The sequence below is a fragment of the Bradyrhizobium ingae genome (genome assembly GCF_055791185.1).
The window spans coordinates 61,623-81,324 of the sequence record NZ_JBVUBB010000018.1; the positions used below are offsets into that span (position 1 = coordinate 61,623).

Sequence of the window (19,702 nt, forward strand, 5' to 3'; positions counted from 1 at the left end):
CCCGATGGGAAACGGTCCCTTGTTCTGCTCCATCGCGGCAGCGTCGTCAGCCGTTGGTTTCCGACGCAGGTCCGATCTCAAATCCGGAGGAAGCTCTCGACATGACCATCGGCCGCATTCGCCTGCTGATCCTGCTCGCCAATCTCGCTGTCTGGGTGGTGTTGATTTACGTCGCCGTGATGGCCTGGACGCTGCTGAAAAACTGAAAGGAGAGACCATGAACCTCGCTAATGAAATTTCCTCGCTTGAGACCGAGCTGCAGTCGCTGCGCGCCGAGAATGCCATTCTGAAGAGCAACAAGACGATGCTCGAATTCGAGAACGAGACCCTGCGCCGCCAGGCCGGAGAGATGAACGCCGAGCGCGACAACCTCATGCGCCGCGCCGAGTCGATTAAGAGCCTGCTCGATCAGATCGGCGGCAGCCTGATGCTCGGTCTTCGCAAATTCCACGACAACGAGCGCGACATCGCTGCCGCCCAGCTCATGGCCGAGACCGGCGACATGCCGATGTTCCTGGCCCAGCCGCGCGGCAACGGCCACGCCGACGCCGACCAGACCGAGCACTGATCATGAACCGACCCAGCGACCTCGAAATTGCGCAGGCAATCTGCTGCGGCGAGCACTGCCGCAGCGAGACCGCGCATTGCCACGCGGGCGATCACTTCGCCGAGGCCTATCGCGTTCGCAAGTTGCTGGATCGTCACGCCCTTGGGTCCGGTGGAGCTACGGAGGCGGCGTCTCGCACAGCGCCGTCGCGCGGTGAGGATATGAGCCAACGACCCGCGCCCCAGACCAAGCGCAAGCGGAGGGCTCGGGCATGATCGCGCGCCGCGCCCTCCTGCAGTGCCTTGCGGCTGCGCTGGCCTCGCCGGTCCTGGCCGATGATGAGGATTTCCAGTCGATGTGGGAGCGCCGCATCGCGCACGATGCCGGGGTAGCTCAGTCGGTAGAGCGGCGGATCGAAAATCCGCGCGTCGGTGGTTCGAACCCACTCCCTGGCACCAATCACGCCGTGCAGCGCGCCCGCGATCCGGTCTGCGGCAAGCGCGGACGCCGCAATTTCCACATCGGTCGTCGTCTGTCCTGGAGGTGCCGCCGTGCCGGTTGATGAAAACATGATCGCCGACAACGTCTGCAAGCTGATCGAGGCATTCCACCTGGCCAGCGCCGATATGGATTGCGACAGCGAAGGCGCGGCACTGGCCTATCTGGTCGCCGAGTACGTCGCCTGCTTCTCGCCCCCGCATCAGCAGGACATGCACGGGCTGTTCGACCGGTGCGTCGCCGACGAAATCAAACAGATCAACGCGTACCTGCATCGTCGGAAGGGGGCGCACTAATGATGTCCGCCGCGAAAGCGAAAGCCAAAGCACGCAAGAAGTCGGAGGCGCCGATGACTCAGCTTGCCTACACGGTCTCCGAGTTCTGCCGCGCCTTCCGCATCTCGGAGAGGCACTACTTCAACCTGCGCGACGAGGGCAAGGGCCCGAAGGAATTCCGCGCCGGTCGGCGGGTGCTGATCTCCGTCGAGAGCGCCCAGGCCTGGCTCAGAGCGCGCGAGCTGGAGGGGACGTAATGATCACCACCACCGACAAGCTGCGCTGCGTGCTGCGCGAGATCGGCTACCGCAAGCACGTCTATCGGCGGCGCGTCGCTGACGGCTTCATGACTGAGGCCCAGGCTAAGCGTGAGATCGACCTGATGGTGGCGATTGGCGAGGACTATCGCGCGATGGCGGCAGCTGAAGCGCCGCAGGCCGAGCTGTTTACCGAGAAGGAGCGGTCGTGATGGAGGCGACGATCACTATCGACGGGCACACGCTGACCGAAGGCCAGAGCATGTCGGTCCGCGTCGCCATCACGGCTTTCTTGATGGAGCTGAAGAACGACAAGCAGTTCGCGGACAGCCTTGGCCGGATCGGCATCGCCTACCAGGCCCGGCTGACCGAGGTCATGCACATCATCCTTCACGAAGCGACTTAAGCAACGCCAGCGTGCTGGCAAAACAAGGAGAAGACCATGCGTATTCCCAAGGGGGCCGATATCCAGCTGAAGACCGAGAACGATGCGCTCGAATTGCACATCACTGCGGCGATCACCACCAAGGCGCAGGCTAACGACCTGATCTCCTGCATCCGCCAGGTTTCTGGTGCGCTCGAAAGCGAGCGCCGGGTGCGCAAGCCGAAGATCGCCGAGGCGGCGTGAGCATGTGGCGTGTGTCGGCATTTTACGGCGTCGAGGACCCCGACAACGGGAAGCGGCGCGGCATGTGCGCGATCATGACGGTGCACGCCACCGAGGCCAGTCTGATGGTTGAGCTGGCGGCTTTCCGCCAGCGCGCCGACATCGGCTGGGTCGATATCGTCGACCTGGGCACCGACGAGCAGCACCGGGAATACATGCGATGACCGACCGCCGCACCTTGCCGCAGCGCCGCCGCGCCGAGACCTTCGACATCAGCTTCGGTGGCCTCAACCGCAGCTATGCCGTCACGCTCGGCTTCTACGAGGACGGCGCGCTCGGCGAGGTCTTCATTTCGGGCGGCAAGTCTGGCGAGGCCGTCGAGGCTATCGCGCGTGACGGTGCGGTCCTGCTGTCGCTCGCGCTGCAGTACGGCGCGCAGATCGAGAACATGGCGAGCGCAATCACCCGCGACGGTCAGGGCCAGCCGTCGACCATCATCGGCGCGGTGATCGACCGACTCCTACCGGCAGCGAGGGCAAAAGATGAGTAACGTCGTCTCGACCGCGTTCGAACACACCAGGGTGCCGTATGGCGAAGACGGTCGACTGGTGCGGGGCATCATCGCTCGATGCGGAGCCCCCAGCTGCGAGGCGGCCGTCCCGCTTCCGGTGAACTTGATGGCGAACGGTCGCGGCATGGATGAGAACATTGAGTGGCAGTTCGTCGCGCGCAAGCTGGAAGCGAAGGGCTGGCGCATCGGCAAGACCGCAACGGCCCATCGCTGCCCCAAATGCTTCAACGCCGCGAAGTTTGCAGCAATCCGGAAATCTGAGGAGAAGCCCGTGGTGACCAAGATCGAGCCGCCGCTGCAGGTCGTGCAGGAGAACGCCAGGGTGATGACGCGCGAGGACCGGCGCATCATTTTCGAGAAGCTGAACGATGTCTACATCGACGGCAAGGTCGGCTACGGGCGCGGCTGGACCGACGAGAAGGTAGCGCTCGATCTCGGGGTGCCGCGCGCCTGGGTGCGCGTGATCCGAGAAGAAAACTTTGGCGACGAAGTTGGCAACGAGGAAATCCGCGATCACATCATGCAGGCGGAAAAGCTTCTCCTCGACATCAAAGCGCTGCGCCAACCGTTTGATGAAGCGCAGCGGTTGTTCGGTTTGGCCGACAAGATCGAAAAGTCGCTGTCCGAAATCCAGAAGGTGCTGAAGTGACCAACCAGAGCGAACTCGAGACGCTGCGCGCCGAGCTGGCCGCCGCCAAGGAAGAGGCAACCGAGCTGCAGGACATTTTCGATCTGCAGTGGGAGGCCGACATGCGTGCGGTCCGCCGCTGGCGCGAGGCGAACCCCGGCAGCGAGCTGGTCTTGCCCGACCGCGCCAATCTGGTGGTCTGGCTGCTGGGCATGGTCGAGCGATCGGCGGCGCATCCCGGCAGCCGCGAGGGCGAGCGCTGCTTCTGCGGCCAGCCCGCCGCGCACAAGGTCGAAGAAGTGGTCTTCGCCGACGACCCGCAGCCCATCAGGCATCCGCTGACGAGCTACGTTTGCCGCGAGCATTTCCGCGAGATCATGGGACCGGCAGCGTCATGAGCAGCGAGGAGCAGGCCGAACGGGAGGCTGATATCGGGCGCGTTGCAGCGGACGTGCTGCTCAGCCTCATCGACGGCGTGACCCCTGGTGTTGCCTATAACATCATCGGCTGCATGACGGTCACGGTGTTCACTGCCGTCCCCTTCGTTAACCCAAGGGATGCCGTCGACGAATTCGACCATTGGGCGGCGTACACGCGCCAGATGATCGCCGATCAGATCAAAGAGCGGCTGCAGTGACCTTCCGCCTCATCAATCTGACCAGGGGCGAGATCGTGGCCGAGCTGCACTGGGCCGACCAGGCCATGCAGTTAGCCGACGCCCTGGCCGCCGACTGCCAGTACCAGGAACAGTTCGCCGTGGTCGAGCTGGTGACGATCTATGAAACACCGAGGCCGCTGCAGTCGAGATGAGGAAGCGCGGCCATATCTCGTTCAAGACGAAGCTCGCGGCGACGCTGTGCGAGATGCTGACCGACGACGGCACCGGCGAGCTGGTGAAGATCATTCCGCACGAGGATGCGGTGAAGATGACCGAGGACCAGGTGCTTTCGCTGTTTCGGTTCGACCACGGGCTCTACCACGCGCAAGACGGCTCGGACGAGTTCTGGAACCTGACGCCCATGCTGATCGAGGCGCACAACGTCGAAACGCGCGAGCGGGATATCCCGCAGATGGCAAAGACGCGTCGGATCGAGAAGGCCCAGGAGGAATTCCGGGCGCGCTTGCAGGCCAAGGATCGGGGCGAGCCGCGACCGCTGAGCCGCTGGCCGAAACGCAAGTTTGGAAAGTGAGCAGGATGAACACGCAGGTTATCCGGACCAAGGTCTGCAAGGCGTGCCGCCAGGAGAAGCCGCTCGGCGATTTCTATGTGCAGGTGCGCCCCGGCCTCCGGGACGCAACGATGACGGTCTGCAAGGAATGCCACCGCGCTCGCGTGAAGCGCGCCACCGCAGAACGCAGAAAAAGCCCCGCCTGAGCGAGCCCGATGGTCCGGGGATAGGCCGCCGCCGCCAGAGCAGTGAGAAGGCATCGAAGCATGCTTTCCTCCATTACGTGGGGTGCCGTGCACTGGCCACGTGCGGATCGGCACCCGAGGAGAGCTTTCGCATCTCGCGGCAATCAGTTTTTACTTGGATCAAAAAATTCCTGCCACTTGGCGGTCATTGATCGCGCAGGTTTCCGGAGGGAACCATAGCGCGCATTTGCTCTGCGGCGGATGCTTTTCCGCCGCGCCAGCACGCTGACGCGCGACCTCGAAAAGGCTGTTCAGCGCCGGGAGCGATAAGCCGCATGCAGGCCGATAGTTGGGTTGCGGACAAGCCGCAACAGCGGCGAATTGGTTTTTCAATTCGACGATTTTGCTCTCTTGTCGATCAGAAAAGTCCTCCGCTCGTTGCAACAATAGGAAGTCATGTGCCATGCGATAAAGGTCGACTCGCGCGCGTTCATGATTGGTGTTGGGTCGCCGTCTCAGACGGTTCCGCCGTGAACAAATTTATCGGGAAAGCGTTTTGCAGTTCGTAATGTACGGAGGGAGACGATGCTGCAACAGAGGATGTGCATATTTCGACCCGTGGATGTAGAGGCCGAAACTGCCGACCTTTGGATTAGATACCGCGAAATGGCCGAAAGATCGGTTAAGTTGCTAAAGCAACCGCCACCGGACACGTTCTTAGGTCGGCAGCATTACGAACTCATCCCGCTTCCTGACCGAGACGAGTAGAACCTGTATCCGTTTTAAGGGGGCGGGGTGCGTTTGTTCCAGCCCTCTGCAGCCTGCTTAACGGTCGGCGCAGTGGGACCGAAAGCCAAACATTCCTTACATACTACGAATTTCGGATCGATGTCGCTGTTGATCCAAACCTGCGAGCCGCCGCAGAAAGGACAGGGCCGCAGCGGTGGTACAGAAACAGGGAATCCGCGCAGTGGATCGATAGCTGCGCTGTCGCTAGGCTTCCTAGGCATCTTAACGCGGTCCTCGTGTTCTCACCGCCACCGAGCAGAACTCAAAGCAATTTGGAAGGCGCAGCAGGTTGGCGCGCTTTCCAATGCGCGCAACAGCGAGCCCTGCGGTGCTCCTCAAGAGCGTTTAGAACGTAGTTCTGGGCCGATGTCGACGACCTCGACGAAATGATGACCGACGTCGCTATTGAAGCCGATGAAGTCCCACTTCGCGCAGGCGCTCTGGCAAGCAACGCCGGTGAAGCGCGCCGGCTGCCACTCGGGATTTTTCGTGCTTGAGCGCACAAGGACCCAATAGAAGAGACCTGGAATCAACTGTGTGACGTCAGTCATGGAATCACTTGCAGACCCCTCGCTCACGCCGCCGCGCGACGCTCTTGCCGCCCGGCGGGTTGCGCGGACCGTCCTCGTCCAGCGACTCGATCGTCGAGATCGGTGCCAGAACGGTTAAGAGCCTCAGCGGCGGCTTCACTGCGCGGCGGCCCAAGGCCGCCGCAGCCGCATCGGGACGCCACCCGGGCGAGGTGGATCGTCGTCATCACCGTCGAGTCGACGCAGCGCCGCGAGAATGTCGGCGAGACGGATGGTGCATCCCATGCCGGGAATATCGCGCAGAGTCGGACTGGATTCGACCGCGAACATATCGGACGCCCAAGACGACAGAATGATCCGCTTCTCCGGTACGGAGAGCTCCCTATCGTTTAGGACGTCGTCCGGAGATGCGTAGTGCGCGGCGGGGTGAAAGAGCGGATTAGGTTTGCCGGTGTTCGTGTTGGCGTTGGTCATCGGTTGCCTCCCTTACTCTCCTTTCTTCGGGATGGTGTTGGCGGATGTCCCGGGCGGCGCACGCCGCCGCCCGGGATGATCCTCGTTACTGGGTATTGATGGCGATGCGCTTGACGCCCGCCCGTGGGTTCTCCGATTTCGGCAGCGAGATGGTCAGGACGCCGTTCTTGAACGAGGCCTCGGCCTTGTCCTCCTCGACATCCTCCAACGCGATCTGCCGCTCGAAGGCGCCGTAGTAGCGCTCGGTGAAGTGTTTGCCTTCGCCACTGCGCTCGTCCTTCTTCTCGCCGCGGATGGTCAGGACGCCCTTCGCGATTTCGATCTGGACGTCCTTCTCCGTCATCCCGGGCAGTTCGGCCGAGATCGTCAGCGCCTTGTCGGTGTCGCTGATCTCAAGTTTCGGCCAACCGAACCGTCCCTCCATCAGCGGGGACAGGCTGGGCGCGCCGAAGCCCCGAAACGCGTCGTCGAACAGACGGTTCATCTCGCGGTGCAGCGTCATGAACGGATCGTAGTTCCCGCGCGTGGGCGCGAGGTCCTGGTTCCTCGACCAGGGAACGAGATCACGAATTGCCATGGTTGTTCTCCTTCATTGAATGCGCCAGAAAGCGCGGCCGTGCTTGGGCACGCCGCGTTCGCGTTAGGCCACCTTCTTCTGCTCGATCTGCGAGGTGGGAGAGGCGCCGCTTCCGATCTGGATCCGGCGCGGCTTCATGGCTTCGGGCACCTCGCGGACGAGATCGATGATCAGCAGTCCGTCGCGGAAGGTGGCCTCTTTCACCTGGACGTAGTCGGCGAGGTTGAACACGCGCTTGAACGGACGCGCGGCGATGCCCTGGTACAGGAATTCGCCGGCCGCCTTCTCGGGCTTCATGCCCTCGATGGTGAGCGCGTTCTGCTCGGCCGTCACGGCGATGTCGTCGGCGCCGAACCCGGCGACGGCGAGGCTGATCCGGTAATGGTCCTCGCTGGTTCGTTCGATGTTGTACGGGGGATAGTGCTCTTCGCTTGCCTGGCGCAGCGTGCTGTCGACGAGGTCCGCCAGGTGGTCGAAGCCGATGGTGGAGCGCCACAGGGGCGCGAAGTCGAAGGTAGTCCTCATAACCACGTCCTCCAAAGAGCAAGATGGATACGAAGGAGCGCAAGACAGGGTTTCAGAGCGGGTCCGAAGACACCGGTCCGGCGCCCGCACCGGGCCCGATCTGGCGCCCGGCACACCGCTCTCGCGGCGAAAAATGAGTTAGAAAAACGGAGAGCCGTTTCAAGAGGCCGGCCGAAAATTTTTCTCGTAACGAAGTCGCTGGCTAAAGCCTTGCCGAATGAAATTGGAAGCGCGGCATAGGCGCCTCTTGACACCGAAATCGCTTTGAATATTTTTTGCGGCGGGAAGGTTCTCTTCCCGCTCTCAACAACCGAAAAAGGACGACGACGACCGTCAGGAGTGACGACGATGCTCGATGAAGACCTCGCTCGCATTCGTGTGCACCGCACCAACATCCACCGCTATCGGCGCCTTCTACGCACGAGGCTAACGGATCTCGAACGCCAGTTCATCGAGAGACGCCTAGCCGAGGAACAGACCGCTCTGCGGTCTCTTGCGGCCGAAACTTTCCCCGTCGCATTTACACTTCCGAAAAATCCGGCTTCCACAACTTTGGGGACCGAGCCATGAGCGACGTCCGCGAACTTCTCATACGCGGCAGCGAGAAGGTGATCGCGCACTACCGACTCCTTCTCGCAGGCGCAAAAAGCGAGCGGGAGCGCGAACTTTACAGAAGCCGCATCGAGCGGGAGCAAAAATTGCTGGACGAACTCGGAAGCGGGTCCGCGGATCGGTTCGCCGCATAAGTTCGCATCATTTGGGAGTACGCGCCTCAGTCGTTGCTTTGACGCAATTTCGAAGTTTTTCGATCAGGGCGACGGTCAGCAGCGTCGCGTGGCCGTCCTTTCCGATGGCGTCGCGCACGCCGGGTATAGGCGCCGATCAGGCAGCCATGGGGCGCACGTTATCGGCAGGCTGCGAGGTCTGATGATCGAGCAGAGCGCGGCGCGAGAGGCTGCCGGAATGTTCGGTGATAAACTTTGAATATGTCCGCTCGATTTCCACGACGCTCGTGTTGTGGCTTGCCGCGACGACCCGGATGGGGACGTTCAGCAAGAGGTTGCGGACGATGCTGCTATGGCGCAAGGCGTACATGCCGACCTCGTCCGGATCGAGCCCGATGGCCTTGACGACCTCGGCAACGTCGTCGCGATAGTCGTCCGAGACGCCCTTGCCATCGACGCCCCAGGTCTTGCCATTGCTCCGCACCAGGAGCGGCGCGCTCGCGGGCCGACCCTTCGCCGCCTTGGCCAGCCGTCCCGCCAAGGCCGGGGTGATGTGCACCGAATAGCGTTCGACCTTTTTGCTGGTCCGGTTGCGACCGCCACCCTTGCCCGATTTGGGCATCATTAGCCGGGGCTCGGTCTTGTGCGCGATCAGGTCCCGCACATACAGGCGAGCGGCCTGGGAGGGCCGCGCCCCGCTTTGCGCCAGCACGTCGGTGAACTCGCCCAGCTTCTCGTCGTGGGCATAGGCACCCGCAACAAAGCTGATGACCTGGGGATCGGTCAGGATGATGTTGTTGACCTCGTTGGCGTCGGGCAGCATTTCCAGCCCGGTCGTCCAGGCGTGCTCGTTCTTGATGCGCCGGTCACGCGCGGCGGCGAGGTTGAGCGCGGCCCGGATCACTTTGCAGTACCGGTTGACGCTGGCCGGGACCATCTTCCCCAGCAGGCCATCGCGCCACTTGCGCAGCTCCTGCGCGTCGAGCAGCGGCACTGGCTTGCTCAGGAGGTTGGCGGGCAGATGGCCCTTCGGGGTCGTGGCGTTGCTCGCGTTCGCGCCGCGCGACACCAGATCGTCCTTGTAGCGGTCCATCGCAATGCCGAGAGTGACCGGCTTGTTGCCTTGCTCCTCCTCGACCAGCTCCTCGTCGCCGCCGCGCACCAGCTTGCGGGCTTCGGTGACGGCTTGGCCGTAGTTGAAGATGCTCTTTCCATCGGCCTTGTTGTCGAAGTCGTCGGCGACGCCGAACTTCTTCAGCCACTCGCCGCCCTGGCCGTCAGCGGCGCGGATCGACCAAGTGCCTGCGCCTTCGTTGCGGCGATAGCCGAGCGACAGGCCGGGGCCGAGCCGTTGCCAGTAGGGCTTCTTGCGGATGATGAGCTTCAATCGCGCAGTCGGAGTCTCAAGTGAATAATTTCGGGGTTTAGCCATGGTCTTGCACATTCCTTTTGTTTTAGTGTCCGGCCCGGTGTCGGGAAGTGCGGGGTGCAACCTCTTGCGCCCCGCTTCAGGACTGTGCAGAATTTACTATGGATTACAGGGGCTTAGAACCCCTCTGGCTAATGCAAGACGCTGCAAGGAAGTGCAAACTTTTCCCCTTGCGGGAGAAGGTGGCGCGAAGCGCCGGATGAGGGGTTGCCTCAGCAAACTCTAGTGCAAGAGGGTTGTGCTCGCGGAGAAAACCCCTCACCCGTCTCGCCGCTTCGCGGCGAGCCACCCTCTCCCGCAAGGGGAGAGGGGAAAGCACCGCCATCCGGCTACTCTTTCCTCACTCCTTCGGCATCGCTCCCACATATGACGAGCTCGGCCGGATCAGCCGTCCTGTCCGGCGATGCTCGAGTGCATGCGCGGTCCAGCCTGCGGCGCGCGCCACGGCGAAGATCGGCGTGAAGGCCTGGCGCGGGATGGCGAGGGCATCGAGCAGGATCGCTGTGAAGAACTCGACATTGGTCTCCAGCGGTCGCTCCGGGTTCTTCCTGCGCAGCGCGGCGCGGATATAGGCCTCGACCTCGCCGGCGAAGGGCAGGTCGGCGCCGTCGGCGGCAAGCCGCTCGATCGCGGCCTTCAGCACGTCGGCGCGCGGATCGCGCACGCGATAGACGCGATGGCCGAAACCCATCAGCCGTTCGCCGCGCTTGAGCGCCGCATCGACCCAAGGCTGAATCCGCTCGCGCGAGCCGATCGCGTCCAGCATCTCCAGCACCGGCTCCGGCGCGCCGCCATGCAGCGGTCCCGTCAGCGCGCAATAGCCGGCGGTGACGGCGGCGAAAAGATCCGCCTGCGTCGAGGCCACCACGCGCGTCGCGAAGGTCGAGGCGTTCATGCCGTGATCGCAGACGGTGACGAAATAGGCGTCGAGCGCGGCGACCTCGCGCGGCTCGGGCACGGCTCCCCGCAGCATCTTGAGCGTGTCGGCGGCGTGGCTCGCATTTGCATCGGGCGCGACCGGATCGAGCCCTTTCGCGCGCTGCACCAGCGCGCCGGCAATCACTGGGAATGCGCCGACAATGGTCGCCTCATGCTCCAGCCCGTTCTCGGCGCGCAAGCCTGCGATCGCCGCGCGAAACCCGTCGACGATCCCCATGCCGCGCGTGGCCGGCAGAAGGTCGGGCAGCCGCGCAAAGGCGCGCTCGCGCGCAAGCCCGAGACTCGCCCGCACATTGGCTTCGCTGAGCGTGCTCCGGTTCGCGCCGTTCCAGAGCCGGGCGGTGACGCCCTCAAAGCTCGACTGCCGGGCAAGGGTGCCGACATGCTCGCCGGCAATGATCAGCTCGCCGCGCTCGCCATCGACATGGCTGAGCACGGTCTCGGCGGCTGGAACCCCGTCCAGCCCGATCTGGCTTTTGGTGAGGTGGATGTTCATGGCCTGTCTCCTTTTCACGAGGGACAAGGTCGGGTCTCTCGACAGATTGATCAATCTTGATTACATAAATCAATATGAAAAATTCGGAAGGCCTCTACCTCTCGGCCCGCGAGGCCGCCGCCGAGCTCGCGATCTCGCCGGCGACCCTCTACGCCTATGTCAGCCGCGGCCTGATCCGCTCCGAGCCGACGGCGGATTCGCGCAAGAACCGCTACCGCGCCGAGGACGTCCGGAGCCTGAAGGAACGCCGCGCCCCATCGCCCGAGCCGCGCGGCTTGCGCAGTTTCGACGCCGATCTGCCGGTGATGGATACGGAGATCTCGACCATCACCGAGGACGGCGCGATCTATCGTGGCGTGAACTGCGTCGATCTCGCCGAGAGGGACACGCTCGAGCATGCCGCGACACTGCTGTGGGACGTCTCCGGCGTCGATCCCTTTGCGCCGGAGAATTGTCCGCACATGTCAGATGACATGCGCGCGATCGCGCAAGCGGCGCGCCGTGCCGCGCCGATCGACCGCGCCATCGCCGTTCTGGCGCTCGCTTCCAGCGCCGATCCGCGCGCCTTCACCCGCGCGCCCGATGGCCGCGCCCTGGTCGGCGCGCGCATCGTCCGGCTGCTGGTTGCGACCATGCTCAATGCCGAACCGTCCGCTGCGCCTCTGCACCAGCAGATCGCACTCGCCTGGGCGCCCGACAACAAGCATGCCGCCGATCTGATCCGCCGGGCGCTGGTGCTGCTCGCCGAGCACGAATTGAATGCCTCGACCTTCACCGCGCGCTGTGCCGCTTCGACCGGCCTCAATCTCTACGACGCCGTCATTGCCGGTCTCGCCGCGCTCAAAGGTCCGAAACATGGTGGCGCCGGCGTATTGGCCTCGCAGCTCGTGAAGACACTGGTCGATCGCGACGTCGAGCCGATGGTGCGCGAGCGCGTCGCGCTCGGCGAGCATTTTGCTGGCTTCGGCCACGGCGTCTACAAGCGCGGCGATCCGCGCGCGCAGTCGCTGCTCAACGCGTTAGCGCGGGCCGGCGCGCCGCGCAAATTCACGAGAGAAGTGCCCGAGCGGATTGCCGAGGCGACCGGCGAGCTCGTCAACATCGACTATGCGCTCGCCGTGCTGGTGCACGCTCTGCGCCTGCCGCCCGGCAGCGAACTCGCGCTGTTCGCAATGGCCCGCAGCGTCGGCTGGATCGCGCATGCGAGCGAGCAATTGCAGCACGGCAGGCTGATCAGGCCGCGCGCGCGTTATGTTGGCCCGGCGCCGGGGCGCAGGACGGTGATCACGGAAAAGACCTAGCGTCTGCTCACAAAGGCGAAGTCTGCTTTATTTGTTTCACGCGAATGGAAATGCCTGAAACGCGTCGGTCGCTTCGGCCCGAGCCGAAAGCGCGGCTAGTGCGGACAGTGCCTTGAGGTCGACAGCCTCGGGAACCATTTCGCGCGTGAAACGAAATGCGACGGCGCTGCTGACGTCGGCCTGCAATGGACGATCCGCGAACAGCCACGGATCGGCGTGCTTAACCTCGTCTTCAAGCAGGCGATAGGCGGCGCCGAGCTGAGCTTGGATCCGGTCCAGCCAAGGCTGGTGCTGTTTGTCGGAGGGCCGGAGGTTGCGCTCATAGACAATCTGGACGGATTTCTCGCACGCGACGAGCGCCAAGCCGATGATGCGTTGCGCCCGAGCGTGAGCATGTACGTTCGCTGGAGTAAGGCTCAGCTCTGCGGGAGCCAGACGCTCAGCGTGCTCCAGAATCAGGCAGGACTCCATCAGCGCGTGGCCGTCGCCTGTTATCAGCGATGGAGCCTTCACCACCGGGTTGATAGCGGCGAAGGCATCGTAGGTGGAGAATACCGATAGTGATTTGTGCTCGAAGGGCAGAGCGAGAAGACGCAGTGAAACGGCAACGCGCCGCACATAGGGAGAATCCAGCATCCCGATCAGTTTCAGAGACATTTTTCCCTCGAAATCAGGCTCAATGAGGTGGATCGACCAACAGCCGATACGCAGGTTCTAAGGTCATGTGCGGCGGCCTTGCCAGTGGCCGCCAAGGCCATTACCGAAAGGATCATGCCAAAACGCATAAGTCCGCTTGTCGTGATCCTTGCCTACGATGGCTTGCGAATATTCGAATTCAGCTGCGCGTTCGAAATCTTCGGTCTGCCGCGGCCCGAAATGGGACCCGACTGGTATCGCTGCGCAACGGCTGCGGTAGAGCAAGGTCCGCTTCGGTGCGTCGGCGGGTTGCGGCTCGACCCTGACGGCGGGCTGGAGCTGCTCCAGGGTGCCCATACCATCGTGATCCCCGGCTGGAAGAGTCCGGATACGGCGGCTCCAAAGCCGTTGCTCGCAGCATTGCGCGCGGCCAGTGCCGGCGGGGCTCGCATCGTCTCAATCTGTAGCGGCGCCTTTGTACTGGCGGAGGCCGGATTGCTGGCCGGAAAAAGAGCGACGACCCACTGGCATCATCTAGACAAGCTCGTCGCAGCCTATCCCGACATCGCCGTCGAGCGGCAGGCACTGTACGTGGAGCAAGGCAACATTCTCACGTCTGCGGGTAGTGCGGCCGGACTCGATCTTTGCCTCCATGTCGTGCGCGGGGATTTTGGGGCCAAAGCTGCCAACAGCGTGGCTCGTCGACTGGTGATCCCGCCTCACCGAGACGGAGGCCAAGCCCAGTTCATCCCACGCCCATTGCCGCCTCCTTCGGGCAATCGCCTTGCCAGTGTGCTCGACCTGATCCGCAAACGGTTAGGCGAAGCATGGCCGGTCGAGCGCATGGCGGCGGAGGGTCGCGTCAGCGTTCGCACCATTCACCGTCATCTTCGCGAGGCTGCCGGCATGGCGCCGGGCGAATGGTTACGAAACGAGCGCATCGCGCATGCGCGGGAGTTATTGGAAGAAACGAGCCTGCCGGTTGAAACGATAGCCACACATGCTGGCTTCGGCACCGCGACGAACTTCCGACAGCAATTTCGTGCAGCCGTAGGTTTGTCGCCGACGGCTTATCGTGCCAGGTTTCATGCCAATCCCTGATGTTGGAGGGGATCTACGAGTGCACGCCCTAAGCCCCCGGCTTCGCCGGCACAACTCTGCTCCCGTGCCTGCGGCGGATGGTCCAGATTGCAAGGCCCACAACGATGGCGACGCCGGCGACGGTAAACATCCAGATGTGCTTGCCGACATGCTCATGGTGCGGCAGTCCGGCATATTCATGCAGCGCCGAGACCGCGAGCACGCCGGGCAGCACGTGGGCCGGCGCCCAGACCAGGATCGCGGGGATGTTCACCGCATAGAAGCGGGCGGGCTGCATGCCGAGTGCGCCGGCCGTGACCGGCACGAAGGCCCGGATTGGTGGGACAAAGCGCGCGAAGAACACCGCCCAGGTGCCGAACCGGTGGAAGAAGGTCTCGCTCTCCGCGACCACGCGGGGATAGTTGGTCAGGGGCCAGGTATTGAGGATCTCGCGCTGCTGCTTGTGCCCGATCCAATAGGCCGAGCCGTCACCCAGGACGGCACCGAGGGCCGCGGCCAGCAGCACCCATTGCAGGCGGAGCTCGCCGCCCGGAACCAGGGCGCTCAGCGCCAGGATGATGGTCGAGCCGGGAACGACCGAACCCACCACCGGAACAGCCTCCAGCAGCGCCGCGAGAAAGAGGGTCAGGTAGGCCAGCCCCGCATGGGCCGAGACGAACGCGATGAAGGGATCGAGAATGGACGTCACGTCGTCTCTGTGTCGGGTAGGGGCATCGGGGTTCAGACCTTAACTAAGTAGGGCGCGGTGGCCAAAATGCCAAAGTGGCGTTCGCCGAGGACCGAATTTCAGCGTGATTCGCAGGGCAGCCTTCCAAAAATCGCGTTCCTTGCCTATCTAAATGAAAAGACAACGGAACTTTGATTGGGGCGCGGGCTTCTGCCGGCACGTGGTCTCTGATAGGTTCGCAACCGCACCCAGCCGCAGCCAAAGTGCAAATAACTGGTCTCGGGACCGCCCGGGGCCTCGGAGGATGAATGACGACCGCCGCCCTGTCCAAAGTTGAGGAAGTCAACGGTTTGCCCGACATGAAGGTGTCGGTGCGCCAGGTGTTCGGGATCGACAGCGATCTCGAAGTGCCGGCCTATTCCGAAGTCGATCCTCACGTGCCCGAAGTCGATGCCGATTACCGTTTCGACCGTGCCACCACGCTCGCGATCCTCGCAGGCTTCGCCAAGAACCGCCGCGTCATGGTGACGGGCTATCACGGCACCGGCAAATCCACCCATATCGAGCAGGTCGCCGCCAGGCTCAACTGGCCGTGCGTGCGCGTCAACCTCGACAGCCACATCAGCCGTATCGACCTCGTCGGCAAGGACTCGATCGTGGTCAAGGACGGCAAGCAGGTCACCGAATTCCGCGACGGCATCCTGCCCTGGGCGCTCCAGCACAACGTCGCGCTGGTGTTCGACGAATACGACGCCGGCCGCCCGGACGTGATGTTCGTGATCCAGCGCGTGCTGGAGGTCTCCGGCCGCCTGACGCTGCTCGACCAGAACAAGGTGATCAAGCCGCATCCGGCGTTCCGCCTGTTTGCGACCGCGAACACCGTCGGCCTCGGCGACACGTCGGGCCTCTATCACGGCACCCAGCAGATCAACCAGGGCCAGATGGACCGCTGGTCGATCGTCACCACGCTCAACTATCTCGGCCATGACGAGGAAGTGGAGATCGTGCTGGCGAAGGCCAAGCACTATCGCACCCAGGAGGGCCGCGACATCGTCAACAAGATGGTTCGCCTCGCCGATCTCACCCGCAACGCGTTCGCCAATGGCGATCTGTCCACGGTGATGAGCCCGCGCACGGTGATCACCTGGGCGGAAAACGCCGACATCTTCGGAGATATCGGCTTCGCCTTCCGCGTCACCTTCCTCAACAAGTGCGACGAGCTCGAGCGTCCCCTGGTCGCCGAGTTCTATCAGCGCTGCTTCAATGCGGAGCTGCCGGAATCGGCAGTCAACGTGGCGCTCAGCTGATCCATGCCAACCATCACCGTCGAGCGCACCATTGGGACCACCAAGAAGGCTGTGCTCGCCGGGCTCGCTGGCTACAACCACGAGCACATGGGGACGCAGAGACTGAAGGGCCTTGCGGTCTCGCTAAAGGACCGCAGCAAGATCGTCGGTGGGGTCGTCGGCCAGATCTGGACAACGGTTCTGTTCATTCAGTTCTTCTGGATCGACCAGAAACATCGTGGCCAAGGTCATGGAACGAAGCTGATAGCGGCGATCGAGGACGAAGCAAGGCGGATCGGCGCGGTTCGATCCCATGTGGACACGATGAGTTTTCAGGCGCCGGGCTTTTATCGTTCCTGCGGGTACGAGGAATTCGGCGCCATTGACGGCTATCCCGGCGGCGTGACGCGCCATTCGTTAACGAAGTCGCTATGAGCACATCATCATCCAACTCGAAATTCCGCAACACCAAGGAAGCGCCGACCGAGCCGTTCAAGCGCTCGGTCGCATCATGCCTGAAGGCGATCGCGAAGACGCCGGAGCTTGAGGTCAGCTTCGCCGCCGAGCGCCCCGGCCTGGCGCCGGGCAAGGCGCGGCTGCCCGAACCGGCGCGGAAAATGACCAAGCGCGATGCGGCGGTCGTGCGGGGGCATGCGGACTCGATCGCGCTGAAGCTCGCCTGTCATGATGCCAAGCTGCACCGCAAGCTGATGCCCGGCAATCCGCAGGCGCGCGGCGTATTCGAGGCGGTGGAGCAGGCGAGGGTGGAGGCGATCGGCGCGCGCCGCATGGCCGGCGTTGCCAAGAATCTCACCGCGATGCTCGATGACCATTTCCATCGTGGCAAGTTCGACGAAATTACCGACCGCGCCGATGCGCCGCTGGCCGATGCGCTCGCCATGCTGGTGCGCGAGCGCCTGACGGGGATGGCACCGCCCGCGGCGGCCAAGAAGATGGTCGATCTCTGGCGGCCGACGCTGGAAGACAGGATCGGCGCGCGGCTCGATCGTCTGGATCGGCTGGTCGAGGACCAGACCCGGTTCGGCGATGCCGTGCATGACCTGCTCTCCGCGCTCGACCTCGGTGACGAGCGCAATGCCGATTCCGACGAGGACGATAATCAGGACGAGAGCCGCGACGGCGACAACGATCAGGCCGGCGCGGAAGGCTCGCCCGATTCCGACGCCGCGCAGGAAATGAGCGCCGACCAGGCGCAGGCGACCACCGAGGAGATGAGCGAGAGCGCGATGGAAAGCGCGCAAGCCTCGACCTCGGACACCTTCGACGACGGCGAGCTCGGCGACGACGAGACGCCGGGGGAAGCGACGCGGCCGAATTCGCGCGGGCAGAACGAGCCGCGCGGGCCGGAATATCATGCCTTCGCGCCGAAATTCGACGAGGTGATCGCGGCCGAGGATCTCTGCGACCATGACGAATTGGAGCGGCTGCGCTCCTACCTCGACAAGCAGCTCGCGCATCTGCAAGGCATCGTCGCCCGCCTCGCCAATCGCCTCCAGCGCCGGCTGATGGCGCAGCAGAACCGGGCCTGGGAGTTCGATCTCGAAGAGGGCATTCTCGACCCCGCGCGCCTGTCACGCGTGGTGACCGATCCCTATCACCCGCTGTCCTTCATGCGCGAGAAGGAGGCGACCTTCCGCGACACCGTGGTGACGCTGCTGCTCGACAATTCCGGTTCGATGCGGGGACGCCCGATCACGGTGGCGGCGACCTGTGCCGACATCCTGGCGCGCACGCTGGAGCGCTGCGGCGTCAAGGTCGAGATTTTGGGTTTCACCACGCGCGCCTGGAAGGGCGGACAATCGCGTGAGGCGTGGCTCGCCGCTGGCAAGCCTGCCAATCCCGGCCGTCTCAACGATCTCCGACACATCATCTACAAGTCGGCGGACGCGCCCTGGCGTCGTGCGCGAAAAAATCTCGGCCTGATGATGCGCGAGGGGCTGCTCAAGGAGAACATCGACGGCGAGGCGCTGGACTGGGCGCACAAGCGCCTGCTTGGGCGTACCGAGCAGCGCAAGATCCTGATGATGATCTCGGACGGTGCGCCGGTCGACGATTCCACGCTGTCGGTCAATGCCGGCAACTATCTCGAACGGCACCTGCGCCACATCATCGAGGAGATCGAGACGCGCTCGCCGGTGGAGCTGATCGCGATCGGCATCGGCCATGACGTCACGCGCTACTACCGCCGCGCGGTGACGATCGTGGACGCCGAAGAGCTTGGCGGCGCCATCACCGAGAAGCTCGCCGAGCTGTTCAGCGAGACGCACACCGCGCCCGCGCAACCTGCAAGCCGGCCGCGCCGCAAACTGCATTCGTGACCGCGCGTTTCTCCCGCCGCCAGTTTCTCGGCCAGGCGGCGGCGGGAGCAGCCGGCGCCGCGCTTCCGGCAACAGCGCGCGCCCAGCCCGCAACCCAGCCGCGGGCAAGATCTGCGGACCGTGCCGAGCACACCGTCACCGAGCCCGTCGCCATCGAGGTCAATGCGCGGCAGATCCCCGCCTTCGAGCCGCGCGATCGCGCGCGCACCCGCTTCGGCGCACTGGAATATCGCAGCGGTCTGGTGCTGACCTCGCCCTATCGCGGCTTCGGCGGCCTGTCCGGGTTCCGCTTCCTCGACGCCCCAGGCGAGCGCAAGAGGGGCGAGCGCTTCATCGCGATCTCCGATCAGGGCGCATGGTTCAGCGGGACCATTCGTTACGCGGGGCGCGACATGGCCGGGCTCGACGACGTCGAAGCCGCGCCGATGCTCAACGCGGACGGGCGGCCGATCACCGAGAGGCGCTACTGGTACGACACCGAATCGATCGCGCTCGACGGCTCTTTCGTCTATGTCGGACTCGAGCGCGTCAACGCGCTGATGCGTTTCGACTTCTCGAAAGGCTTTACCCAGGCACGCGGCGAGGTGCTGCCGCTGCCGCCGGCGGCGAAGAAGCTGCCTTACAACAAGGGGCTCGAGGCGCTGGTGTTCGTGCCCAGGGACCTGCAAAAGGGCCTGCCGCTGGCCGGCACGCTGATCGCGTTTTCCGAGCGCGGGCTCGACCGCGACGGTAATCTGATCGCGTTCCTGATCGGCGGTCCCTCGCCGGGCCAGTTCAGCGTGCAGCGCACCGGGAATTTCGACATCAGCGACGCGGTGCTGCTGCCCTCCGGCGAGCTCCTGATCCTGGAGCGCAAATTTTCCTGGTTCACCGGCGTCAACATCCGCATCCGAGCGATCCCCCTGAAGTCGATCGCACCTGGCGCGCTGGTCGACGGGCCCGAGCTGTTTGCCGCCGATCTCGGCCACGAGATCGACAACATGGAAGGCATCGACGCCCATGTCGGCGCGGACGGCGAGACCGTGCTGACGCTGGTCTCGGACGACAATTTCTCCTTTCTCCAGCGCACGCTCTTGTTGCAGTTCACGCTGGTGGAGTAGCGGCACCGTCGTCGCCCCGGGGCGCGCGAAGCGCGAGACCGGGACCCGACC

At 63.9% G+C, this 19,702-nt stretch carries 31 protein-coding genes and 1 tRNA gene; 22 read left to right on the forward strand and 10 right to left on the reverse strand.

Going from position 1 to position 19,702, the window contains the following annotated elements:
- Positions 1 to 217: 217 nt before the first annotated feature.
- From ACV1FX_RS24210 to ACV1FX_RS24280, 15 genes are all read left to right on the forward strand, one after another.
- The gene (locus ACV1FX_RS24210) at positions 218 to 568 is read left to right on the forward strand and encodes a hypothetical protein (RefSeq protein ID WP_473120078.1); all 351 of its coding nucleotides are present in this window, start codon (positions 218 to 220) and stop codon (positions 566 to 568) included.
- 361 nt (positions 569 to 929) lie between these two features.
- A tRNA-Phe gene (locus ACV1FX_RS24215) sits at positions 930 to 1,005 on the forward strand.
- 93 nt (positions 1,006 to 1,098) lie between these two features.
- The gene (locus tag ACV1FX_RS24220) at positions 1,099 to 1,341 is read left to right on the forward strand and encodes a hypothetical protein (protein WP_473120079.1); all 243 of its coding nucleotides are present in this window, start codon (positions 1,099 to 1,101) and stop codon (positions 1,339 to 1,341) included.
- Positions 1,342 to 1,394: 53 nt separating this feature from the next.
- Positions 1,395 to 1,577 carry a helix-turn-helix domain-containing protein gene (locus ACV1FX_RS24225; protein WP_254096540.1) on the forward strand — a complete coding sequence of 61 codons (183 nt, stop codon included), beginning with the start codon at positions 1,395 to 1,397 and terminating at the stop codon, positions 1,575 to 1,577.
- Positions 1,577 to 1,789, forward strand: coding sequence for a hypothetical protein (locus tag ACV1FX_RS24230; protein ID WP_473120080.1), 213 nt, complete (start codon positions 1,577 to 1,579; stop codon positions 1,787 to 1,789). The genes ACV1FX_RS24225 and ACV1FX_RS24230 overlap by 1 nt, the downstream gene beginning before the upstream one ends.
- Positions 1,789 to 1,983, forward strand: coding sequence for a hypothetical protein (locus ACV1FX_RS24235; RefSeq protein WP_473120081.1), 195 nt, complete (start codon positions 1,789 to 1,791; stop codon positions 1,981 to 1,983). The genes ACV1FX_RS24230 and ACV1FX_RS24235 overlap by 1 nt, the downstream gene beginning before the upstream one ends.
- Before the next feature lie 36 nt (positions 1,984 to 2,019).
- Positions 2,020 to 2,205, forward strand: coding sequence for a hypothetical protein (locus tag ACV1FX_RS24240; protein WP_473120082.1), 186 nt, complete (start codon positions 2,020 to 2,022; stop codon positions 2,203 to 2,205).
- A 2-nt stretch (positions 2,206 to 2,207) separates the two neighbouring features.
- Positions 2,208 to 2,408, forward strand: coding sequence for a hypothetical protein (locus ACV1FX_RS24245; protein ID WP_473120083.1), 201 nt, complete (start codon positions 2,208 to 2,210; stop codon positions 2,406 to 2,408).
- Positions 2,405 to 2,734, forward strand: coding sequence for a TSCPD domain-containing protein (locus ACV1FX_RS24250; RefSeq protein WP_473120084.1), 330 nt, complete (start codon positions 2,405 to 2,407; stop codon positions 2,732 to 2,734). The genes ACV1FX_RS24245 and ACV1FX_RS24250 overlap by 4 nt, the downstream gene beginning before the upstream one ends.
- A complete protein-coding gene (locus tag ACV1FX_RS24255; RefSeq protein ID WP_473120085.1) occupies positions 2,727 to 3,404 on the forward strand; it encodes a hypothetical protein in 678 nt (225 codons plus the stop codon). The genes ACV1FX_RS24250 and ACV1FX_RS24255 overlap by 8 nt, the downstream gene beginning before the upstream one ends.
- Positions 3,401 to 3,781, forward strand: a complete 381-nt coding sequence (locus ACV1FX_RS24260; RefSeq protein ID WP_473120086.1) for a hypothetical protein — start codon at positions 3,401 to 3,403, stop codon at positions 3,779 to 3,781. Before ACV1FX_RS24255 ends, ACV1FX_RS24260 begins: the two co-directional genes overlap by 4 nt.
- A complete protein-coding gene (locus ACV1FX_RS24265; protein ID WP_473120087.1) occupies positions 3,778 to 4,020 on the forward strand; it encodes a hypothetical protein in 243 nt (80 codons plus the stop codon). The genes ACV1FX_RS24260 and ACV1FX_RS24265 overlap by 4 nt, the downstream gene beginning before the upstream one ends.
- Positions 4,017 to 4,193: a hypothetical protein gene (locus tag ACV1FX_RS24270; protein WP_473120088.1), complete on the forward strand. Its 177-nt coding sequence runs from the start codon at positions 4,017 to 4,019 to the stop codon at positions 4,191 to 4,193. The genes ACV1FX_RS24265 and ACV1FX_RS24270 overlap by 4 nt, the downstream gene beginning before the upstream one ends.
- Positions 4,190 to 4,573, forward strand: coding sequence for a hypothetical protein (locus tag ACV1FX_RS24275; protein ID WP_473120089.1), 384 nt, complete (start codon positions 4,190 to 4,192; stop codon positions 4,571 to 4,573). The genes ACV1FX_RS24270 and ACV1FX_RS24275 overlap by 4 nt, the downstream gene beginning before the upstream one ends.
- A 5-nt stretch (positions 4,574 to 4,578) precedes the next feature.
- Entirely contained in the window at positions 4,579 to 4,758 is a 180-nt protein-coding gene (locus tag ACV1FX_RS24280) for a hypothetical protein (protein WP_473120090.1), read from the forward strand.
- A 159-nt stretch (positions 4,759 to 4,917) separates the two neighbouring features.
- Here the strand turns inward: ACV1FX_RS24280 and ACV1FX_RS24285 are convergent, their stop codons facing one another.
- The 6 genes from ACV1FX_RS24285 to ACV1FX_RS24310 all read right to left on the reverse strand — a co-directional run bounded on the left by ACV1FX_RS24285 (position 4,918) and on the right by ACV1FX_RS24310 (position 7,632).
- Positions 4,918 to 5,202, reverse strand: a complete 285-nt coding sequence (locus ACV1FX_RS24285) for a hypothetical protein (RefSeq protein ID WP_473120091.1) — start codon at positions 5,200 to 5,202, stop codon at positions 4,918 to 4,920.
- Positions 5,203 to 5,519: 317 nt separating this feature from the next.
- On the reverse strand, positions 5,520 to 5,747 hold the full coding sequence (locus tag ACV1FX_RS24290; protein ID WP_473120092.1) for a Lar family restriction alleviation protein: 228 nt from the start codon (positions 5,745 to 5,747) through the stop codon (positions 5,520 to 5,522).
- Between the two features lie 114 nt (positions 5,748 to 5,861).
- The gene (locus ACV1FX_RS24295) at positions 5,862 to 6,077 is read right to left on the reverse strand and encodes a hypothetical protein (RefSeq protein WP_473120093.1); all 216 of its coding nucleotides are present in this window, start codon (positions 6,075 to 6,077) and stop codon (positions 5,862 to 5,864) included.
- 135 nt (positions 6,078 to 6,212) lie between these two features.
- On the reverse strand, positions 6,213 to 6,530 hold the full coding sequence (locus ACV1FX_RS24300; RefSeq protein WP_473120094.1) for a hypothetical protein: 318 nt from the start codon (positions 6,528 to 6,530) through the stop codon (positions 6,213 to 6,215).
- A gap of 85 nt (positions 6,531 to 6,615) precedes the next feature.
- Positions 6,616 to 7,107 carry an Hsp20/alpha crystallin family protein gene (locus ACV1FX_RS24305; RefSeq protein WP_473120095.1) on the reverse strand — a complete coding sequence of 164 codons (492 nt, stop codon included), beginning with the start codon at positions 7,105 to 7,107 and terminating at the stop codon, positions 6,616 to 6,618.
- Between the two features lie 63 nt (positions 7,108 to 7,170).
- The gene (locus tag ACV1FX_RS24310; protein WP_473120096.1) at positions 7,171 to 7,632 is read right to left on the reverse strand and encodes an Hsp20 family protein; all 462 of its coding nucleotides are present in this window, start codon (positions 7,630 to 7,632) and stop codon (positions 7,171 to 7,173) included.
- Positions 7,633 to 8,198: 566 nt separating this feature from the next.
- On the opposite strand from ACV1FX_RS24310, the gene ACV1FX_RS24315 reads away from it, so the two are divergent.
- Positions 8,199 to 8,378, forward strand: coding sequence for a hypothetical protein (locus tag ACV1FX_RS24315; RefSeq protein ID WP_473120097.1), 180 nt, complete (start codon positions 8,199 to 8,201; stop codon positions 8,376 to 8,378).
- Positions 8,379 to 8,514: 136 nt separating this feature from the next.
- Here ACV1FX_RS24315 and ACV1FX_RS24320 read toward each other — a convergent pair whose 3' ends face one another.
- Both ACV1FX_RS24320 and ACV1FX_RS24325 read right to left on the reverse strand, forming a co-directional pair.
- The gene (locus ACV1FX_RS24320) at positions 8,515 to 9,789 is read right to left on the reverse strand and encodes a site-specific integrase (protein ID WP_473120098.1); all 1,275 of its coding nucleotides are present in this window, start codon (positions 9,787 to 9,789) and stop codon (positions 8,515 to 8,517) included.
- A 337-nt stretch (positions 9,790 to 10,126) separates the two neighbouring features.
- The gene (locus tag ACV1FX_RS24325; RefSeq protein ID WP_473120099.1) at positions 10,127 to 11,221 is read right to left on the reverse strand and encodes a citrate synthase/methylcitrate synthase; all 1,095 of its coding nucleotides are present in this window, start codon (positions 11,219 to 11,221) and stop codon (positions 10,127 to 10,129) included.
- Between the two features lie 74 nt (positions 11,222 to 11,295).
- On the opposite strand from ACV1FX_RS24325, the gene ACV1FX_RS24330 reads away from it, so the two are divergent.
- Positions 11,296 to 12,522 carry a citrate synthase family protein gene (locus ACV1FX_RS24330; protein ID WP_473120100.1) on the forward strand — a complete coding sequence of 409 codons (1,227 nt, stop codon included), beginning with the start codon at positions 11,296 to 11,298 and terminating at the stop codon, positions 12,520 to 12,522.
- Between the two features lie 36 nt (positions 12,523 to 12,558).
- On the opposite strand, the gene ACV1FX_RS24335 is transcribed toward ACV1FX_RS24330, so the two are convergent.
- A complete protein-coding gene (locus ACV1FX_RS24335; protein WP_473120101.1) occupies positions 12,559 to 13,179 on the reverse strand; it encodes a glutathione S-transferase family protein in 621 nt (206 codons plus the stop codon).
- A gap of 114 nt (positions 13,180 to 13,293) precedes the next feature.
- On the opposite strand from ACV1FX_RS24335, the gene ftrA reads away from it, so the two are divergent.
- On the forward strand, positions 13,294 to 14,259 hold the full coding sequence (gene ftrA, locus ACV1FX_RS24340) for a transcriptional regulator FtrA (protein ID WP_473120163.1): 966 nt from the start codon (positions 13,294 to 13,296) through the stop codon (positions 14,257 to 14,259).
- A 28-nt stretch (positions 14,260 to 14,287) separates the two neighbouring features.
- On the opposite strand, the gene ACV1FX_RS24345 is transcribed toward ftrA, so the two are convergent.
- Positions 14,288 to 14,947 carry a DedA family protein gene (locus tag ACV1FX_RS24345; RefSeq protein WP_473120102.1) on the reverse strand — a complete coding sequence of 220 codons (660 nt, stop codon included), beginning with the start codon at positions 14,945 to 14,947 and terminating at the stop codon, positions 14,288 to 14,290.
- A gap of 287 nt (positions 14,948 to 15,234) precedes the next feature.
- On the opposite strand from ACV1FX_RS24345, the gene cobS reads away from it, so the two are divergent.
- From cobS to ACV1FX_RS24365, 4 genes are read left to right on the forward strand one after another with little or no spacing between them, the layout of a single operon-like run.
- The gene (gene cobS / locus ACV1FX_RS24350) at positions 15,235 to 16,233 is read left to right on the forward strand and encodes a cobaltochelatase subunit CobS (RefSeq protein ID WP_473120103.1); all 999 of its coding nucleotides are present in this window, start codon (positions 15,235 to 15,237) and stop codon (positions 16,231 to 16,233) included.
- 3 nt (positions 16,234 to 16,236) lie between these two features.
- Complete coding sequence (locus ACV1FX_RS24355) at positions 16,237 to 16,647, forward strand: GNAT family N-acetyltransferase (protein WP_473120104.1); 411 nt, start codon at positions 16,237 to 16,239, stop codon at positions 16,645 to 16,647.
- Positions 16,644 to 18,551, forward strand: a complete 1,908-nt coding sequence (gene cobT / locus ACV1FX_RS24360) for a cobaltochelatase subunit CobT (protein ID WP_473120105.1) — start codon at positions 16,644 to 16,646, stop codon at positions 18,549 to 18,551. Before ACV1FX_RS24355 ends, cobT begins: the two co-directional genes overlap by 4 nt.
- Entirely contained in the window at positions 18,548 to 19,651 is a 1,104-nt protein-coding gene (locus ACV1FX_RS24365) for an esterase-like activity of phytase family protein (RefSeq protein ID WP_473120106.1), read from the forward strand. Before cobT ends, ACV1FX_RS24365 begins: the two co-directional genes overlap by 4 nt.
- The last annotated feature ends 51 nt before the right edge of the window (positions 19,652 to 19,702 follow it).

Coding starts and splice junctions, on each gene's coding strand:
- ACV1FX_RS24280 (WP_473120090.1), top strand. CDS start 4,579: ATGAACACGCAGGTTATCCGGACCAAGGTCTGCAAGGCGTGCCGCCAG.
- ACV1FX_RS24320 (WP_473120098.1), bottom strand. CDS start 9,789: ATGGCTAAACCCCGAAATTATTCACTTGAGACTCCGACTGCGCGATTG.
- cobS (WP_473120103.1), top strand. CDS start 15,235: ATGACGACCGCCGCCCTGTCCAAAGTTGAGGAAGTCAACGGTTTGCCC.
- ACV1FX_RS24295 (WP_473120093.1), bottom strand. CDS start 6,077: ATGACTGACGTCACACAGTTGATTCCAGGTCTCTTCTATTGGGTCCTT.
- ACV1FX_RS24275 (WP_473120089.1), top strand. CDS start 4,190: ATGAGGAAGCGCGGCCATATCTCGTTCAAGACGAAGCTCGCGGCGACG.
- ACV1FX_RS24310 (WP_473120096.1), bottom strand. CDS start 7,632: ATGAGGACTACCTTCGACTTCGCGCCCCTGTGGCGCTCCACCATCGGC.
- ACV1FX_RS24210 (WP_473120078.1), top strand. CDS start 218: ATGAACCTCGCTAATGAAATTTCCTCGCTTGAGACCGAGCTGCAGTCG.
- ACV1FX_RS24240 (WP_473120082.1), top strand. CDS start 2,020: ATGCGTATTCCCAAGGGGGCCGATATCCAGCTGAAGACCGAGAACGAT.
- ACV1FX_RS24225 (WP_254096540.1), top strand. CDS start 1,395: ATGACTCAGCTTGCCTACACGGTCTCCGAGTTCTGCCGCGCCTTCCGC.
- ACV1FX_RS24235 (WP_473120081.1), top strand. CDS start 1,789: ATGGAGGCGACGATCACTATCGACGGGCACACGCTGACCGAAGGCCAG.
- ACV1FX_RS24300 (WP_473120094.1), bottom strand. CDS start 6,530: ATGACCAACGCCAACACGAACACCGGCAAACCTAATCCGCTCTTTCAC.
- ACV1FX_RS24325 (WP_473120099.1), bottom strand. CDS start 11,221: ATGAACATCCACCTCACCAAAAGCCAGATCGGGCTGGACGGGGTTCCA.
- ACV1FX_RS24265 (WP_473120087.1), top strand. CDS start 3,778: ATGAGCAGCGAGGAGCAGGCCGAACGGGAGGCTGATATCGGGCGCGTT.
- ACV1FX_RS24290 (WP_473120092.1), bottom strand. CDS start 5,747: ATGCCTAGGAAGCCTAGCGACAGCGCAGCTATCGATCCACTGCGCGGA.
- ACV1FX_RS24230 (WP_473120080.1), top strand. CDS start 1,577: ATGATCACCACCACCGACAAGCTGCGCTGCGTGCTGCGCGAGATCGGC.
- ACV1FX_RS24245 (WP_473120083.1), top strand. CDS start 2,208: ATGTGGCGTGTGTCGGCATTTTACGGCGTCGAGGACCCCGACAACGGG.
- ACV1FX_RS24250 (WP_473120084.1), top strand. CDS start 2,405: ATGACCGACCGCCGCACCTTGCCGCAGCGCCGCCGCGCCGAGACCTTC.
- ACV1FX_RS24355 (WP_473120104.1), top strand. CDS start 16,237: ATGCCAACCATCACCGTCGAGCGCACCATTGGGACCACCAAGAAGGCT.
- ftrA (WP_473120163.1), top strand. CDS start 13,294: ATGCCAAAACGCATAAGTCCGCTTGTCGTGATCCTTGCCTACGATGGC.
- ACV1FX_RS24335 (WP_473120101.1), bottom strand. CDS start 13,179: ATGTCTCTGAAACTGATCGGGATGCTGGATTCTCCCTATGTGCGGCGC.
- ACV1FX_RS24330 (WP_473120100.1), top strand. CDS start 11,296: ATGAAAAATTCGGAAGGCCTCTACCTCTCGGCCCGCGAGGCCGCCGCC.
- ACV1FX_RS24285 (WP_473120091.1), bottom strand. CDS start 5,202: ATGGCACATGACTTCCTATTGTTGCAACGAGCGGAGGACTTTTCTGAT.
- ACV1FX_RS24305 (WP_473120095.1), bottom strand. CDS start 7,107: ATGGCAATTCGTGATCTCGTTCCCTGGTCGAGGAACCAGGACCTCGCG.
- cobT (WP_473120105.1), top strand. CDS start 16,644: ATGAGCACATCATCATCCAACTCGAAATTCCGCAACACCAAGGAAGCG.
- ACV1FX_RS24255 (WP_473120085.1), top strand. CDS start 2,727: ATGAGTAACGTCGTCTCGACCGCGTTCGAACACACCAGGGTGCCGTAT.
- ACV1FX_RS24315 (WP_473120097.1), top strand. CDS start 8,199: ATGAGCGACGTCCGCGAACTTCTCATACGCGGCAGCGAGAAGGTGATC.